The sequence below is a fragment of the Planococcus sp. 11815 genome (assembly GCF_051096385.1).
Lineage (GTDB): Bacteria > Bacillota > Bacilli > Bacillales_A > Planococcaceae > Planococcus > Planococcus citreus.
Genome location: NZ_CP096991.1, coordinates 1,907,575 through 1,921,703, shown reverse-complemented (window position 1 = coordinate 1,921,703; position 14,129 = coordinate 1,907,575). Strand labels below are relative to the sequence as shown.

General features: G+C 49.0%; 17 protein-coding genes. 13 read left to right on the top strand and 4 right to left on the bottom strand.

The genetic code is table 11. From position 1 onward, the window contains the following. Window positions 1-68: 68 nt before the first annotated feature. Both M1Q06_RS09835 and M1Q06_RS09830 read left to right on the top strand, forming a co-directional pair. Window positions 69-1,253 (top strand): acetyl-CoA C-acetyltransferase, encoded by a 1,185-nt coding sequence (locus M1Q06_RS09835; RefSeq protein WP_121297615.1) that lies wholly within the window; start codon window positions 69-71, stop codon window positions 1,251-1,253. Window positions 1,254-1,265: 12 nt separating this feature from the next. Next, window positions 1,266-1,475, top strand: a complete 210-nt coding sequence (locus M1Q06_RS09830) for a DUF3886 domain-containing protein (RefSeq protein WP_121297614.1) — start codon at window positions 1,266-1,268, stop codon at window positions 1,473-1,475. Between the two features lie 42 nt (window positions 1,476-1,517). Here the strand turns inward: M1Q06_RS09830 and M1Q06_RS09825 are convergent, their stop codons facing one another. Beyond that, window positions 1,518-1,661, bottom strand: a complete 144-nt coding sequence (locus tag M1Q06_RS09825) for a hypothetical protein (RefSeq protein WP_167456508.1) — start codon at window positions 1,659-1,661, stop codon at window positions 1,518-1,520. Between the two features lie 243 nt (window positions 1,662-1,904). Here M1Q06_RS09825 and M1Q06_RS09820 point away from each other — a divergent pair, with 243 nt between their 5' ends. Continuing rightward, a complete protein-coding gene (locus M1Q06_RS09820; RefSeq protein ID WP_158290775.1) occupies window positions 1,905-2,075 on the top strand; it encodes a hypothetical protein in 171 nt (56 codons plus the stop codon). A gap of 107 nt (window positions 2,076-2,182) precedes the next feature. Further along, entirely contained in the window at window positions 2,183-3,682 is a 1,500-nt protein-coding gene (locus tag M1Q06_RS09815) for a flotillin family protein (RefSeq protein ID WP_121297613.1), read from the top strand. 65 nt (window positions 3,683-3,747) lie between these two features. Here the strand turns inward: M1Q06_RS09815 and M1Q06_RS09810 are convergent, their stop codons facing one another. Continuing rightward, a complete protein-coding gene (locus M1Q06_RS09810; RefSeq protein WP_434399487.1) occupies window positions 3,748-4,167 on the bottom strand; it encodes a hypothetical protein in 420 nt (139 codons plus the stop codon). 345 nt (window positions 4,168-4,512) lie between these two features. After that, window positions 4,513-5,415 carry an aldo/keto reductase gene (locus M1Q06_RS09805; protein ID WP_434399486.1) on the bottom strand — a complete coding sequence of 301 codons (903 nt, stop codon included), beginning with the start codon at window positions 5,413-5,415 and terminating at the stop codon, window positions 4,513-4,515. A gap of 80 nt (window positions 5,416-5,495) precedes the next feature. Between M1Q06_RS09805 and M1Q06_RS09800 the strand changes: the two genes are divergently transcribed. The 7 genes from M1Q06_RS09800 to M1Q06_RS09770 all read left to right on the top strand — a co-directional run bounded on the left by M1Q06_RS09800 (window position 5,496) and on the right by M1Q06_RS09770 (window position 12,094). After that, complete coding sequence (locus M1Q06_RS09800; RefSeq protein WP_434399485.1) at window positions 5,496-6,047, top strand: NUDIX hydrolase; 552 nt, start codon at window positions 5,496-5,498, stop codon at window positions 6,045-6,047. A 104-nt stretch (window positions 6,048-6,151) separates the two neighbouring features. After that, complete coding sequence (locus M1Q06_RS09795) at window positions 6,152-6,619, top strand: Fur family transcriptional regulator (RefSeq protein WP_121297610.1); 468 nt, start codon at window positions 6,152-6,154, stop codon at window positions 6,617-6,619. 66 nt (window positions 6,620-6,685) lie between these two features. Further along, window positions 6,686-7,588: a site-specific tyrosine recombinase XerD gene (gene xerD / locus M1Q06_RS09790; RefSeq protein ID WP_434399484.1), complete on the top strand. Its 903-nt coding sequence runs from the start codon at window positions 6,686-6,688 to the stop codon at window positions 7,586-7,588. A gap of 68 nt (window positions 7,589-7,656) precedes the next feature. Continuing rightward, window positions 7,657-8,841: a phosphopentomutase gene (gene deoB, locus M1Q06_RS09785; protein ID WP_434399483.1), complete on the top strand. Its 1,185-nt coding sequence runs from the start codon at window positions 7,657-7,659 to the stop codon at window positions 8,839-8,841. Between the two features lie 17 nt (window positions 8,842-8,858). Continuing rightward, window positions 8,859-10,163, top strand: a complete 1,305-nt coding sequence (locus tag M1Q06_RS09780) for a pyrimidine-nucleoside phosphorylase (protein ID WP_434399482.1) — start codon at window positions 8,859-8,861, stop codon at window positions 10,161-10,163. Between the two features lie 67 nt (window positions 10,164-10,230). Further along, window positions 10,231-11,553 (top strand): diaminopimelate decarboxylase, encoded by a 1,323-nt coding sequence (lysA, locus tag M1Q06_RS09775; protein ID WP_434399481.1) that lies wholly within the window; start codon window positions 10,231-10,233, stop codon window positions 11,551-11,553. Between the two features lie 181 nt (window positions 11,554-11,734). Then, window positions 11,735-12,094 (top strand): GNAT family N-acetyltransferase, encoded by a 360-nt coding sequence (locus M1Q06_RS09770; protein WP_058380529.1) that lies wholly within the window; start codon window positions 11,735-11,737, stop codon window positions 12,092-12,094. 3 nt (window positions 12,095-12,097) lie between these two features. Here M1Q06_RS09770 and M1Q06_RS09765 read toward each other — a convergent pair whose 3' ends face one another. Next, complete coding sequence (locus M1Q06_RS09765; protein ID WP_101805093.1) at window positions 12,098-12,598, bottom strand: DUF309 domain-containing protein; 501 nt, start codon at window positions 12,596-12,598, stop codon at window positions 12,098-12,100. Window positions 12,599-12,660: 62 nt separating this feature from the next. Between M1Q06_RS09765 and M1Q06_RS09760 the strand changes: the two genes are divergently transcribed. Together M1Q06_RS09760 and scpB are read left to right on the top strand one after the other, a co-directional pair. Further along, the gene (locus M1Q06_RS09760; RefSeq protein ID WP_101190475.1) at window positions 12,661-13,434 is read left to right on the top strand and encodes a segregation/condensation protein A; all 774 of its coding nucleotides are present in this window, start codon (window positions 12,661-12,663) and stop codon (window positions 13,432-13,434) included. Next, window positions 13,406-13,996 (top strand): SMC-Scp complex subunit ScpB, encoded by a 591-nt coding sequence (scpB, locus tag M1Q06_RS09755; RefSeq protein ID WP_101190474.1) that lies wholly within the window; start codon window positions 13,406-13,408, stop codon window positions 13,994-13,996. The genes M1Q06_RS09760 and scpB overlap by 29 nt, the downstream gene beginning before the upstream one ends. Window positions 13,997-14,129: the final 133 nt, after the last annotated feature.

The window sequence follows — 14,129 nt, the reverse complement described above, 5'->3', positions numbered from 1 at the left end:
CCCCCTCAGCTTTATTGTAGCGATAGGGGGGATAAAAGAGCAAGAAGCAGACAAGGGGGATAAAAGAAATGTCACAAGAAATCGTAATTGCAAGCGCTGTCAGAACCGCGGTCGGTTCGTTCCAGGGGGCGCTGAAAGATGTGCCGGCGACAGACCTCGGGGCCATCGTCATCAAGGAAGCTCTATCGCGCGCAGGGGTAGCGGGCGACCAAGTATCGGAAGTCATCATGGGCAATGTCCTGCAGGCTGGGCTCGGGCAAAATCCGGCGCGCCAGGCTTCCATCAAAGCCGGGCTTCCGGAGACGGTGCCGGCGATGACCATCAATAAAGTATGCGGATCCGGCTTGAAATCGATCCATTTGGCGTACCAGGCGATTTTTGCGGGCGATGCCGATATCATCGTGGCAGGCGGCATGGAGAATATGAGCCGTGCCCCGTATCTATTAGAAGGCGCAAGAGAGGGCTACCGCATGGGAGACCAGAAAGTGGTCGACAGCATGGTCCATGACGGCTTGACGTGCGCATTCAATGATTACCACATGGGTGTAACAGCCGAGAACCTGTGTGACCGCTATGAGATTTCACGCGAAGAACAGGATCGTTTTGCGGCCCGTTCACAAGCCCGGGCATCAGCGGCCATCGAAGGCGGAAGGTTTGACGAAGAAATCGTGCCTGTCGAAATTCCTCAGCGCAAAGGCGAGCCCGTCGTCTTCAAAACGGATGAGTATGTGAAAGCTTCTTCCACTGAAGAAAAACTGGCGAAACTTCGCCCGGCTTTCAAAAAAGAAGGAAGTGTCACAGCGGGGAACGCCTCCGGCATCAACGACGGCGCAGCGGCAGTGATCGTCATGACAAAAGAAAAAGCCGACGAGCTTGGCATCACGCCTCTTGCGGTCATTTCTGCGAACGGCAACGCAGGCGTCGATCCTGCTGTCATGGGCATCGGACCCGTGCAAGCGGTGAAAAATGCTTTGAAAAAAGCGGGAATGACGCTTGGCGACATCGATTTGATTGAAGCGAACGAAGCGTTTGCGGCGCAATCAATTGCAGTTGACCGTGAATTGAAGTTTGATCACGAAAAATTGAACGTCAACGGAGGAGCCATCGCAATTGGCCATCCGATCGGCGCGAGCGGTACACGGATTTTCGTGACGCTTCTGCACGAGATGAAAAAGCGCGACGCCAAGACAGGCCTTGCGACACTTTGCATCGGCGGCGGACAAGGCGTTGCAACGATCGTAAAACGCCCATAAGGAGAGAATAGTATGGCGAAAGATAAACTCAACGATAACGGCCTTTTTTCAGAAGAGCAGCTATTGAAGCTCAAAGCCACAAAAAAAGAATTAGTGAAAGATCAGCAGAAGCTTGAAGAAGAAAAAGAAGCGCAGCGCCAGTTTGAACGCAAAGAACGCGAGAAGAACCTGTCGTTTGCCGAATTACTTGAGCGGCATGGAGATTCAGGAACTAAATATTAACGGTGAAACCCCCTGTCACAAATGTGGCAGGGGGTTCTTCGTTCAGGCTAACCATTTGAATAGATAAGTGATTAAATATAACGGGATGCCTACAATAATAATCCCTGCAGAAAAATATGAAAAACCCCATAAAAGCCAGCTCAAGACATCATAAATCGCGCCAGCCAGATCGTCGATAAGTTTCATGGCCTGCCCACCCCATTTCTGAGAGAATACCCACCTTGTACAATGCAGCTATTGTTTTTATTTTACCAAAGAAAGCTGTTCATCGGCTTGTTTAATTGAATTTAGTAAATAATTTCCAAAATATTTTTATATTCCATTTACCGTCAATTGATATAATGAAAGAAGTGCACGTTACTATCAAGACTATTCAACGAAGCATTGAAGCTTAAATAGGGAAAAACATGATTACAGGAGGATTAGAAGATGAGGGATGAAGAGATGCCGCCAAACCCGGCGCTGGAGAAAGAGCCGGAACAAAGGAAACCCAGGCTCATCCAGCCGCATACGAAACCGTGGATTCATTTCGGATATTTTGTGTTTGTGTTGATGGTGTTATCCGTCACTTTTTCATTGATTAAAGTGATGGCGGACTAGTTTGCAAAAAGAATGGCTATTCTTTCCCTTTTTTTGAAACATCTTACTGATTCGACCGTATAGAATAGTGCAGGAGAAAATCAGCTTATTGAAAAGGATGGGATAAGATGGAGTCAATCGGAATTATTTCAATTTTAATTGTGATTCTTATTTTGGCGGCAGTTGCCGGCGTCGGCTATTTCTTTTGGATGAAAATACGCTACCGCACCGCCAAATCGAATGAAGCCTTGATCATTACAGGGCCGAAACTCGGGGATCCGAAAAAAGACACGAACATCTTTACGGACGATGAAGGGCGATCCATGAAGATCATCCGCGGCGGCGGGTATTTGCTGCGCCGCTTCCAGACTTCGACACCGGTCAATTTGACGTCGTTCCAGTTGAAACTGTCGACGCCGCGTGTCTACACGAATGCCGGCGTGCCGATCGTAGCAGATGCTGTCGCGATGGTCAAAGTCGCAGATACCTTGAATGGCATCGCTAATTACGCCGAGCAATTCCTTGGGAAAAAGCAAGATGAAATCGAACGCGAGATTATCGAGGTCCTTGGCAGTAATTTGCGTGCCATCTTGTCGAAGATGACCGTTGAAGACATCAATAGCGACCGGGAGAAATTCAATACCGATGTCCAGGAAATCGCGCAAAAGCAACTTGATTTAATGGGCTTTAAAATCACTTCACTCGGATTGACGGACCTTCGCGACGCCGATGAAGACAATGGCTATCTCGAGAACCTCGGGCGCCCGCGCATCGCTGAAGTCCGCAAGCAAGCGGAAATCGCAGAAGCGAACACGGAGCGGGAAACACGCATCCACCGTGCCCAGACCGACCAAGAAGCGAAAGAAGAAGAATATATGCGCCAAATCGCCATTGCCGAGTCGCGCAAACAGAAAGACTTGAAAGATGCGGCCTTCAAGGAAGAAACCGAACGCGCACGCGCCAAGTCTGAACAATCATATGAGCTTGAAAAAGCGAAACTCGCAATGGAAATCCAGGAAGAAGAATTGAATATGCAGTTCATGGAACGCGAACGTGCGGTCCGCCTTGAAGAAGAAGAAAGCAAAGTCCGCAAAACAAAAGCGGATGCCAGCTACTACGAAACGACACGTACGGCAGAAGCGGAAGCAAGACGTTCAGTGATCGACGGGGAAGCGAAAGCGAAGATCAAACGCGATGAAGGTGCTGCCGAAGCCGAAGTCATCCGTGAACGCGGTAAAGCAGAAGCGGAATCCCGCAAATTGCTCGCGGAAGCCATGGAAGAACATGGCGATGTCATCATTGCGGAGAAACTGATCGATATGCTGCCGGTATTCGCTGAAAAAGTAGCGCAGCCGCTTAACAATATCGATTCCGTAAAAATCATTGATTCCGGTAACGGCCAAGGCGTTCCGTCATTCGGCAGAAGCGTGACACGCACGATGGTCGACATGCAAGAACCATTGAAGGAAATGACGGGCATTGATATTGCTGACATGCTGAAGACCTACACATCGAGAAATACACGAACTATCGAACCGGTCAGCCAACCAGCCAATGACCAACTTGATGACCAGGTAAATGAACAGCCTGTAGATGAAGCTGCCAAAGAAGACCCGGAACAAATTTAAAGCGAATTAAACACAAAAAGACGGAGAACAGATTCTGTTCTCCGTCTTTTTTATATGCAGAGCTTCTAGACCGTCATGATGTCTTTGAACATCTGCTTTAAGCTCTTGGCGACGTCGTTGAAATGAAATTCCCTCCGCGCTTCAGCTTGCTGCTGCTCGATGAATGTTTCGGAAGTGCGCTTTCTGGAAAAAGGCGTCAAGGTATGAAGCTCTTTTGGCTGGGTTTCGGCCAGCAAGCGCAAGGAGGCAAACACCGGCTCTGAGAGTTCAAAACGCTGATAGCCTTCAGGCATATGGATGATTTTCTCCGGGGCGTCTGCAAGCAGCCAGCGGTCTTCTGCTTCCCATGCCAGCTTATGATTTTTAAACTCCTGTCCAAGGGATCTAGTCACAGATTCAACAACGAGGTATGAATGCATCGAAATGGCATCTCCGTCTGCTGACTGATAAGATTTTTTGGATTGGGTCAAATAAAAATTCATCATTTTGCACGCCCCCGATTTCTTGAAATTAAGGTTTGAAAATTTCAGTCGTAATCAGTATATTCACTTCTGGGTATTCTTTCAAACCTGCAAAAGTCCTTTTCGATAAATAAAATCTTCTAGGTACAAACTCTGTTTTTCTCGAAAAAACACCCGATAAAAATAAGCAAACCCGCGACATAGATGGGGTTAGCTTAAAATCACATAACTGCGTAATTTACATGTATAAGACTTGCCTTTGAAAAAAGGTACAAACGTCCTTAATGGGATTATACGGATTTTTGAAGAGGCGCGCACGAAATGAAAAAGCGCCCCGCAGCAGGCGGGACGCTATTCTAAAGCAACAGGTCAATCGCGATGTTGTTCGTAGCGGTCCAGCCGCGTCGCTTTCTTGGCTTCTTCAATCTGTTGTGCAGTGACAGTCTGTTGATAAGCTCGCAGCGTTTCACGTAATTGCCCAGGGCTGCTTGCGCCGGTTACTGCTGCAGCTACGGTGCTGTCTGACAGCACCGAATGCAGGGCGAGTGCATGGATATTGTCGTGGATGGCGGAAAGCTTTTTCAACGTAGCCGTCAGCTGATCTGGCCCATACTGCAGATAGTCGATCATCTTCTCAGCGCGGTTCAATCCTTCAGCCGTCAGCAAGCCTTTTGCCAAACTGCCGCGTGCAACGACAGAACGGCCGGTTTGACCGATCTCCGGAAGGAATTCTTCAGGGCGCCGGTCAAGAAGGCTGTACTGCATCATGATGGAAGCAATCTCACTATTGTTCAAAAAGCGCCGGATGACATTCGGCCGGATGGACGAGATCCCGTAAGCGCGGATCAAGCCTTCTTTTTTCAATTCCTCGAACGCTTCGATCGTTTCCTCTGAGTTATCGGAAATCATTCCGCCGTGAAGCTGATACAAATCCAAGTAATCCGTTTTTAGGCGGCGCAGCGAGTTGTGGATTTGTTCTTTGATATAAGCTTTCGTCGGATTCCATTTCACTTCATCCGAGTCTTCCGACCATTCATTCCCTACTTTGCTGGCGAGGATGATGTCTTTGCGCCGGTTGCCAAGTGCATCGCCGACGATTTCCTCATTTTTTCCTTTGCCGTAAAAATCAGCTGTGTCAAAATAAGTGACGCCATTGTCTATCGCTTCGTCGATAATGGCTCCTGCCTGTTTCGGGTCTTCCGGCAATGACATGCAGCCGAGTGCAATTTCACTGACTTCAAGCCCGCTAGTTCCCAGTGTATTGTATTTCATCATTTCACCTCATTGTAAAAATTTGTTTCCTCTATGGTATACTTTGCGGTATTGAAACTACAAATGAAATGAGGGCCAGTATGAAGAAATTTGAAGAAAAAACAATTCATAGTGAACGTTTATATGAGGGCAAGGTCATTAATTTGAAAGTCGATGATGTGACACTGCCAAATGGCAAACAGTCGAAGCGCGAATTGATCGAACACCCGGGAGCGGTAGCGGTCATCGCATTGACGGGTGACAAGAAAATCATCATGGTTGAACAATACCGTAAAGCCCTTGAACGTTCACTCGTCGAAATTCCGGCCGGAAAACTGGAACCCGGGGAGGCACCGGAGCACACGGCGATGCGTGAACTGGAAGAAGAGACAGGCTATTCAGCGGATAAGCTCGAAAAAGTGATCAGCTTCTCGACGTCTCCCGGATTTGCCGATGAAGTGGTGCACGTTTTCTTTGCGAGCGGCTTGCACCGTGCAGAGAATGGCGCAGTGACGGATGAGGACGAATTCGTGGAATTGCTCGAAGTGACGGTAGAGGAAGCGCAAGGTTTGATTGAGAACGAACGGATTTTTGACGCGAAAACCGCTTACGCTGTGCAATGGGTTAAAAACTACTTATCAGATAAGAATTAATCCAATTACCAGTTAAGAATGATTCTAAATAATAAACGGCATCGATTGTTGTAATCGAGAACGCCCTTTTGATATAATGAATACAGTTTGAGGGAGGGCGTCGCATGGAAACAAGGATAGATCGTATAAAAAAGCAATTACACGCTGCGAGTTATAAGCTGACGCCACAGCGTGAAGCAACGGTACGAATTTTATTGGATCATGAAGAAGACCATCTAAGTGCTGAGGATGTCTATCTTTTGGTCAAGGACATCGCACCGGAAATCGGCTTAGCTACGGTATACCGTACATTGGAACTTCTGACCGAATTGAAAATTGTCGATAAAATAAATTTTGGGGATGGCGTTTCCCGTTATGATTTGCGTCAGGAAGGCGCAGCACACTTCCACCATCACCTGGTCTGCTTAGAGTGTGGGGCAGTAGATGAAATACAGGAAGATTTGCTTGAAGATGTCGAAGCAGTCGTGGAAAAGCGCTGGAACTTCCAGATCAAAGACCACCGTTTGACTTTTCATGGCATTTGCTGGCGCTGCCATGATTCGGGGCCCAATAAGCCGGAAAAAGACGCATAAAAGACGGCCTGTCGAAGGCCGTCTTTTTTCATCTTCAATTAAAACAGCGCAAAAGGAGGAATCCCGATGAACGACGCGAAAGATGCACTGGATGATTATTTGCACTTTCTCCGCGTGGAGAGGCAACTGGCTGATAATACGCTGACTTCATATGAACGCGACTTAAAAGGCTACATACAATATATGAGTGAAGTCGAACAATTGGAACGGCTCGGGAAAATTGAGCGGGTCCATATTTTGAATCACCTGCGCCATTTGCAGGAAATGGCGAAAACATCGCGTACAGTGGCGAGGCATATTTCTTCGATCCGCAGTTTTCACCAATTCTTGATACGGGAGAAGCGGAGTGATTCAGATCCGACCGTTCACTTGGAAATGCCTCAGATGGACAAGAAGCTGCCGAACATCTTATCTATAGAAGAAATCGATGCCTTATTGAATTCACCGGATACGTCAAAAGCCAGCGGGCTGCGCGACCGGGCCATGCTGGAATTGCTTTATGCGAGCGGCATGCGTGTCAGTGAATGCATCAACTTGGATATGGAAGATGTCCATTTGACGATGGGGTTCGTGCGCTGCACAGGAAAAGGCGGCAAGGAACGGATCATCCCGCTTGGCAGGGCTGCGCTTGAGGCGAACCGCCAATACATCGAATCGGGGCGTCTTGTGTTGCGAAATCCGTCTGAGAAAACCGATGCTTTGTTCATTAACCAAAGAGGGAAACGCTTGACGCGCCAAGGGTTCTGGAAATTGCTCAAGCAGCACGCCCAGAAAGCGGGCATCCAAAAAGAGTTGACGCCGCATACATTGCGCCACTCATTCGCTACTCATTTAATCGAAAATGGGGCAGATCTGCGGGCCGTTCAGGAAATGCTTGGGCACGCAGATATTTCAACGACCCAAATCTATACCCATGTCAGCAAGACGCGTTTGAAAGACGTGTACTCGCAATTTCATCCGCGTGCCTAACAGAGGTCTGACTTCCGACATGGACCAATCATATGATAGAATAAAAGGGCAAATAAGGAGGAAATCACATGACAATGAAACCGTTTACTCGCATACATTTAATCGTACTGGATTCGGTCGGCATCGGCGAAGCGCCGGATGCTGAAGCTTTTGGGGACAAGGGAGCCGATACGCTCGGCCACATCGCGCAATCTGTCGGCGGACTCTCGATGCCGAATATGGAGAAGCTGGGACTAGCCAATATCGTTCCCGTTAAAGGACTGGAAGCACAAAATGAACCAGCTGCCCATTTCGGGCGTCTCGAGGAGGCTTCAGTCGGAAAAGATACGATGACAGGCCACTGGGAAATCATGGGGCTCAACATTGATACGCCGTTTAAAGTCTATCCAGAAGGGTTTCCACAAGAACTGATCGACAAGCTTGAACAGGCGACGGGCCGCAAAGTTATCGGCAATAAACCGGCAAGCGGCACTGAAATCCTTGACGAACTCGGCCAAGAACACATGGAAACGGGCGCCTTGATTGTCTATACGTCTGCTGACCCGGTTCTGCAGATTGCAGCACACGAAGAAGTAATTCCATTGGATGAGCTGTACCGGATTTGTGAAACAGCCCGTGAATTGACATTGGACCCGGAATTTTTGGTCGGGCGTGTCATCGCTCGCCCATTCCTTGGTGAACCGGGGGCATTTAAACGCACATCCAACCGCCATGATTATGCGTTGACGCCTTTTGACCGCACTGTCATGAATGAACTGCAAGATGCTGGAAAAGATGTTATCGCCATCGGGAAAATCAACGATATCTATAATGGCGCGGGCGTGACAGAAGCTTTGAGAACAACGGATAACACAGACGGCATGGATAAGCTCGTTCAAGTGGTCGGCAAGGATTTCAACGGCTTGAGCTTTTTGAACCTCGTAGATTTTGATGCGCTCTTCGGGCATCGCAGAGACCCGGAAGGTTACGCAAAAGCGCTCGAAGCATTCGATGTGCGCCTGCCGGAAGTGCTGGAAGGCTTAAGAGAAGACGATTTGCTGCTCATTACAGCAGACCATGGAAACGACCCGACTTTCCCGGGAACCGACCATACGCGCGAATATGTTCCGCTTCTCGCATTCTCTCCTCGTTTCAACGGCGGGTCTGACCTTGGAACAGGATCGACATTTGCGGATATCGGTGCGACCATTGCCGAGAATTTCGCTTGCGAATTGCCGAAATTCGGCACAAGCTTCCTAACGAAACTAAACTGAAAAGGCGGTAATGACCAATGAGAATGGTGGACTTGATCGAAAAGAAACGGGATGGCCATGAGCTGTCCACAGAAGAAATCCGTTTTATCGTCTCCGGCTATACGAATGGCGAAATTGCCGATTACCAAATGAGTTCATTCTTGATGGCTGTGTTTTTTCAGGATATGAGTGAACGTGAACGGGCAGATTTGACAATGGCGATGGCAGAATCTGGAGACCAAATCGATTTGTCAGCCATTGAAGGCATTAAAGTGGATAAGCATTCAACAGGAGGCGTCGGCGATACGACGACGCTAGTCCTCGGGCCGCTTGTCGCAGCGTGCGGCGTGCCAGTTGCGAAAATGAGCGGACGCGGGCTTGGACATACCGGAGGAACAATCGATAAACTTGAAGCGATCGACGGTTTCCACGTTGAGCTGTCAACGAATGATTTTATCCGCCAAGTGAACGAACACAAATTGGCGGTGATCGGGCAAAGCGGCAATTTGACGCCTGCCGATAAGAAAATGTATTCCTTGCGCGATGTAACGGCGACCGTCAACAGCATTCCGCTGATCGCAAGTTCGATCATGAGCAAGAAAATCGCAGCCGGCGCCGATGCCATCGTCCTTGACGTGAAAACAGGCGAGGGCGCATTCATGAAAACCGAAGAAGATGCCAAAAAACTAGCGCACGCCATGGTCGGCATCGGCAATGCGACAGGGCGCAAAACGATGGCCATCATTTCAGATATGAGCCAGCCGCTCGGATTTGCGATCGGCAATGCGCTGGAAGTGAAAGAAGCGATTGAAACGCTACAAGGCAAAGGCCCAGAAGATCTGACGGAACTATGCCTCGTGCTCGGCAGCCAAATGGTCGTCGTCGGCGGCAAGGCAGAAACGTTAGAAGAGGCGCGTACCATGCTAGAAGGCGTCATCAAAGACGGCTCAGCACTCGAAGCATTCCGCCAATTGATCGAAGACCAGGGAGGCAATCCGGCTGTAGTGGATGATCTCAGCCTATTGCCGCAAGCGAAATTCGTTACTGAACTGCCGGCTAAGCAGGATGGCTATATTTCCTTTATGGAAGCGGATGAAATCGGAACAGCGGCCATGGTGCTCGGCGCAGGCCGTGCGACGAAGGATTCGGTCATCGATCTATCGGTCGGTTTGGTGCTGCACAAGAAGGTCGGCGATTTCGTCAAAAAAGGCGAAGCTTTGGCGACGATTTATTCCAATACACAGGACCTCGCGGAATGCCAGGAAATGTTATACAATAGTATCGAGTATTCAAACGAGCCAGTTGAAGCGATTCAACTCGTCTCTGCTTTGATCACCGATTAAACGAATCTTGCTGGGTCTAGGCTCAGCAAGATTTTTACTATACATAGCCCATTCAGGAGGAGTCGACATGCATCTATACGGGACACAATCAATTAACGAAAAAGGCCATTTGACGATTGGGGGAGTAGACACAATAGACCTTGCAGGACAATACGGAACACCGCTTTTCGTCTATGACATCGCGCTATTCCGCGAACGCGCTCAAGCGTTCCAAAAAACCTTCCAAAACGAACAAGTCGGTTATCAAGTCGCTTATGCCAGCAAAGCGTTCTCCGGCATCGCCATCTATCAAGTCGCAGCACAAGAAGGGCTGTCGCTCGATGTCGTGTCCGGCGGGGAGCTCTACACGGCGATCCAAAGCGGATTCCCGAAAGAGAAAATCCATTTCCATGGCAATAATAAGAGCCAAGCCGAAATCGACATGGCTTTTGATGAGGAAATCGGCTGCATCGTCGTCGATAATTTCCATGAAATCGAGCTGCTGAAAAAAACAGCGGAGCGGCGCCAGCAGAAGATGAACATCTTGCTGCGCGTCACGCCAGGGATTGAAGCCCATACCCATGACTACATCACGACCGGACAGGAAGACTCGAAATTCGGCTTTGATTTGAACAATGGCCAGGCAGACCGTGCTTTTGAGGAAACCTATGCTCACGGACATCTCGAGTTGATTGGCCTCCACTGCCATATCGGGTCACAGATTTTCGAAACCGCGGCGTTCCAGATGGCTTCTGAAAAATTGCTGTTGAAAATGGCAGGATGGAAACAAGACCATTCCTACACATGCAGCGTGTTGAATCTAGGCGGCGGATTCGGCATCCGCTATACGGAAGAAGATGCTCCGCTTGAGCCAGCCGTGTATGTGAAAGATATGATCCGCACGGTCAAAACCGCGTCCGAAGGGGCCGGGTTCCCGGTGCCGGAGATTTGGATCGAGCCGGGCCGTTCATTGATCGGTGATGCTGGCACGACGCTCTATACGATAGGATCGACAAAAGATGTGCCCGACACTCGTCGCTATGCAGCGGTCGACGGCGGAATGTCCGACAATATCCGCCCTGCTCTGTACGGTGCGAAATACAGTTCCCTGCTCGCCAACCGCGCTCAGGAAGAGGCAGGGCAAGTTTATACAATCGCAGGGAAGTGCTGTGAATCCGGCGATAAGCTCATCGAAGAAGCACAGTTGCCGGAAGTTTCAGCTGGTGACATTCTGGCTGTTTTCTGCACCGGCGCATATGGCTATTCCATGGCAAGCAATTACAACCGGATCACACGGCCGGCAGTCGTTTTTGCGGAAGGCGGCAAGCATCAGCTCGTCATCCATCGGGAAAGTTTTGAAGATTTGATCAAGAATGAAGAGGGTTATATGCAAGAGGGGGCTAAGCGTTGAGAAAGCAGAACATCATGCTGTTCCTATTCGTCCTGTTGATGGCATTCGCCTGGGGCATCGCCTACTGGCTGTTCTTTGCAGACAATGTCACAGGCGGCTGATCCTGCGTAAACTTGAGTTATTGGGGAGTTTATAGTAGTATGGGTAAAGCTGCTTTTAAGATGAAAATGAGGGATCAATTATGTTATACAGATACAAAAAATCATTTGAAAAAATCGCCATGGGGTTGTTATCTTTCATGCCCAAAGAGCGCGAACTGAAAAAGCTGCAGCAGACGATGCACATCTATGAAGAAAACCCAGAATGGCAATTGTTCCTATGGAAAAAAGAGGACGATTTTGTCGGGTTGTTAGGTGTGGAAGTCGCAGATGATCATTACACCATCCATCATGTGTCGGTGAATCCATCCCATCGGGGCGACGGGATCGGCCATCAGATGATCGATAAGATTCAAGACATGATGCAGCACCGGGAAATGCGGGCTACAGACGAAACCGAAGCTTTCCTGAATAAATGCCCAGTAAAAAAAGGCGGCCTTTAATTCTTAAAGGTTCCGCCTTTTTTTCTGTTGCCGGAGCGCAATGATTTCCGTCCGGTCACGCAATCGGTGCTTGTGCATCAAATAATATTCATCATGCGCAGGGGCTAAGTATTGCTGCTTCCGTTCTTCGATCGCTTGAACCAGCTCGCCTGGCAAAAGCGGCAGGTCGCGGTGCTCGAATGGCTCGCGGTCAGTGACTCCTTGTATCGATTCAGTAAGAAGCATCGTCAGTTGCTGCTGGTCGAAGCCTTCGGTCCAAATGCTTGCTTCAGCGAGTTTCGGTTTTGCCCGTATGAGCGAACGGAGCGCGCCGGGATAATTGCTGCGGCGCCAATGGTACATGCCGACCGCCAATTGGATCCACCCAGTCAATGGATGCGTCTTGTCTTTCGGGGCGATTTGTTTCCAATACTCTTCCCCGACTTCATGGCATTCGAAATAATCTTTTTCATCATTGAAGTGGATGATGTACTGAAGGAATAAGGGATGGTTAAGCGGATGCATTTCAATCTCCTTTCTTTTATAATCAAGTATAGTAGGAATATGAACAGTCAGGTGGTAGTCACATGTCTTATGAAGTGAAAGTGGACGCCTTTGAAGGCCCGCTTGATTTATTATTGCATTTAATTCATCGTTTGGAAATCGATATTTACGATATACCCGTTTCTCAAATCACTACACAGTATATGGAGCATATCCGCGCAATGCAAGTGCTCGAACTCAATGAAGCGAGCGAATACTTGGTGATGGCGGCGACTTTGCTGGCGATTAAGAGCAAGACGCTGCTGCCGGTGCATGAAGGGGAAATCGATGAAGTCGATTATGAATTTGATGAAGAAGACCCCCGCGACGAATTGGTGTCGCGGCTGATCGAATACAAGAAATACAAAGAAGCGGCCGGCGAACTGAAGAAGCTGGAAAATGAACGGGCAGTGCTTTATTCGAAAGCGCCTGCTGATTTATCGGAACTCCAGCAGCAGCCCGACGCCATGGATTATGATGCCAATGCCTATGATATGCTTGGGGCATTCCAGAAGATGCTGCGCCGAAAGCAATTGAGGGCGCCGCTTTCGACACGTGTCGCACGCCAGGAAGTATCCATTAAAGAACAGATGGGCTCAATGGTCGAACGGCTGAAATCATTCAAAGGGCGGGCTAATTTTTCCGAACTTTTCCCCTCTGATGACCAGGCGGTGCTCGTCGTTTCGTTTTTGTCCTTGCTTGAATTGATGAAGCGGCAAGTGATTGCGGTCGAACAGCAAAAGAATTTCACCGAATTGTCGGTGGAACTAAGAAAGGAAACGTGGCAAGATGAAGAAGAACCTTTTGGCCCAAATTGAAGCATTGCTTTTTGTCACAGGAGACGATGGCTTGAGTTTCAGCCAATTGCAGTTTTTGACGGAAGCCGATGCAGAACAAGTGGAGCAGGCGCTCACGGAGCTGAAGAGCCGCTATGACGGAGAAGGTTTCGGGGTGACGCTGAAAGAACTGGCGGGCGTTTATCAATTGGTGACCAAGCCGGAAATGGCGGAAACCATCCAGAAGCTGGTTGAGAACCCGACTCCCCAATCACTGTCGCAGGCTTCGCTTGAAGTGCTTGCGATCGTGGCGTACAAACAGCCGATCACCAGAGTCGAGCTGGAGGATTTGCGCGGCGTGAAGAGCGAAAAAGCACTGGCGACTCTCGCAGCCAAGGGCTTGATCCAGGAATGCGGGCGCGCTGAAGGGACGGGCCGTGCCATTTTGTATGGCACGACCGGCGAATTCCTCAATTATTTCGGTTTGAAGAACTTGGAGGAATTGCCTCCGCTGCCTGAAGAGATGGCACAGGAACCGGAAGAAGACACCGATCTCTTCATGACGAAATTTCAAGAAGCATTCAAAGAAGAAGTAAATGCATAGGAGCTTACTGGGAAGACTGGGACGCATTAACAGTCTTCTTTTCTTTTGAGCGATGCGCTTTCTCTTTGACCGGAATTATGCCATAATTCCGGTTAGAAAGACCGCGAAGAACGTGAATCGGCCACCTATGCAG

Bases quoted from the DNA above. Each gene is read 5' to 3' on its own strand.
- deoB (WP_434399483.1), top strand. From the start codon at position 7,657: ATGACAATGAAACCGTTTACTCGCATACATTTAATCGTACTGGATTCG.
- lysA (WP_434399481.1), top strand. From the start codon at position 10,231: ATGCATCTATACGGGACACAATCAATTAACGAAAAAGGCCATTTGACG.
- M1Q06_RS09810 (WP_434399487.1), bottom strand. From the start codon at position 4,167: ATGATGAATTTTTATTTGACCCAATCCAAAAAATCTTATCAGTCAGCA.
- M1Q06_RS09815 (WP_121297613.1), top strand. From the start codon at position 2,183: ATGGAGTCAATCGGAATTATTTCAATTTTAATTGTGATTCTTATTTTG.
- M1Q06_RS09770 (WP_058380529.1), top strand. From the start codon at position 11,735: ATGTTATACAGATACAAAAAATCATTTGAAAAAATCGCCATGGGGTTG.
- M1Q06_RS09780 (WP_434399482.1), top strand. From the start codon at position 8,859: ATGAGAATGGTGGACTTGATCGAAAAGAAACGGGATGGCCATGAGCTG.
- M1Q06_RS09805 (WP_434399486.1), bottom strand. From the start codon at position 5,415: ATGAAATACAATACACTGGGAACTAGCGGGCTTGAAGTCAGTGAAATT.
- M1Q06_RS09825 (WP_167456508.1), bottom strand. From the start codon at position 1,661: ATGAAACTTATCGACGATCTGGCTGGCGCGATTTATGATGTCTTGAGC.
- M1Q06_RS09765 (WP_101805093.1), bottom strand. From the start codon at position 12,598: ATGCATCCGCTTAACCATCCCTTATTCCTTCAGTACATCATCCACTTC.
- M1Q06_RS09820 (WP_158290775.1), top strand. From the start codon at position 1,905: ATGAGGGATGAAGAGATGCCGCCAAACCCGGCGCTGGAGAAAGAGCCG.
- M1Q06_RS09800 (WP_434399485.1), top strand. From the start codon at position 5,496: ATGAAGAAATTTGAAGAAAAAACAATTCATAGTGAACGTTTATATGAG.
- M1Q06_RS09795 (WP_121297610.1), top strand. From the start codon at position 6,152: ATGGAAACAAGGATAGATCGTATAAAAAAGCAATTACACGCTGCGAGT.
- xerD (WP_434399484.1), top strand. From the start codon at position 6,686: ATGAACGACGCGAAAGATGCACTGGATGATTATTTGCACTTTCTCCGC.
- M1Q06_RS09760 (WP_101190475.1), top strand. From the start codon at position 12,661: ATGTCTTATGAAGTGAAAGTGGACGCCTTTGAAGGCCCGCTTGATTTA.
- M1Q06_RS09835 (WP_121297615.1), top strand. From the start codon at position 69: ATGTCACAAGAAATCGTAATTGCAAGCGCTGTCAGAACCGCGGTCGGT.
- M1Q06_RS09830 (WP_121297614.1), top strand. From the start codon at position 1,266: ATGGCGAAAGATAAACTCAACGATAACGGCCTTTTTTCAGAAGAGCAG.
- scpB (WP_101190474.1), top strand. From the start codon at position 13,406: ATGAAGAAGAACCTTTTGGCCCAAATTGAAGCATTGCTTTTTGTCACA.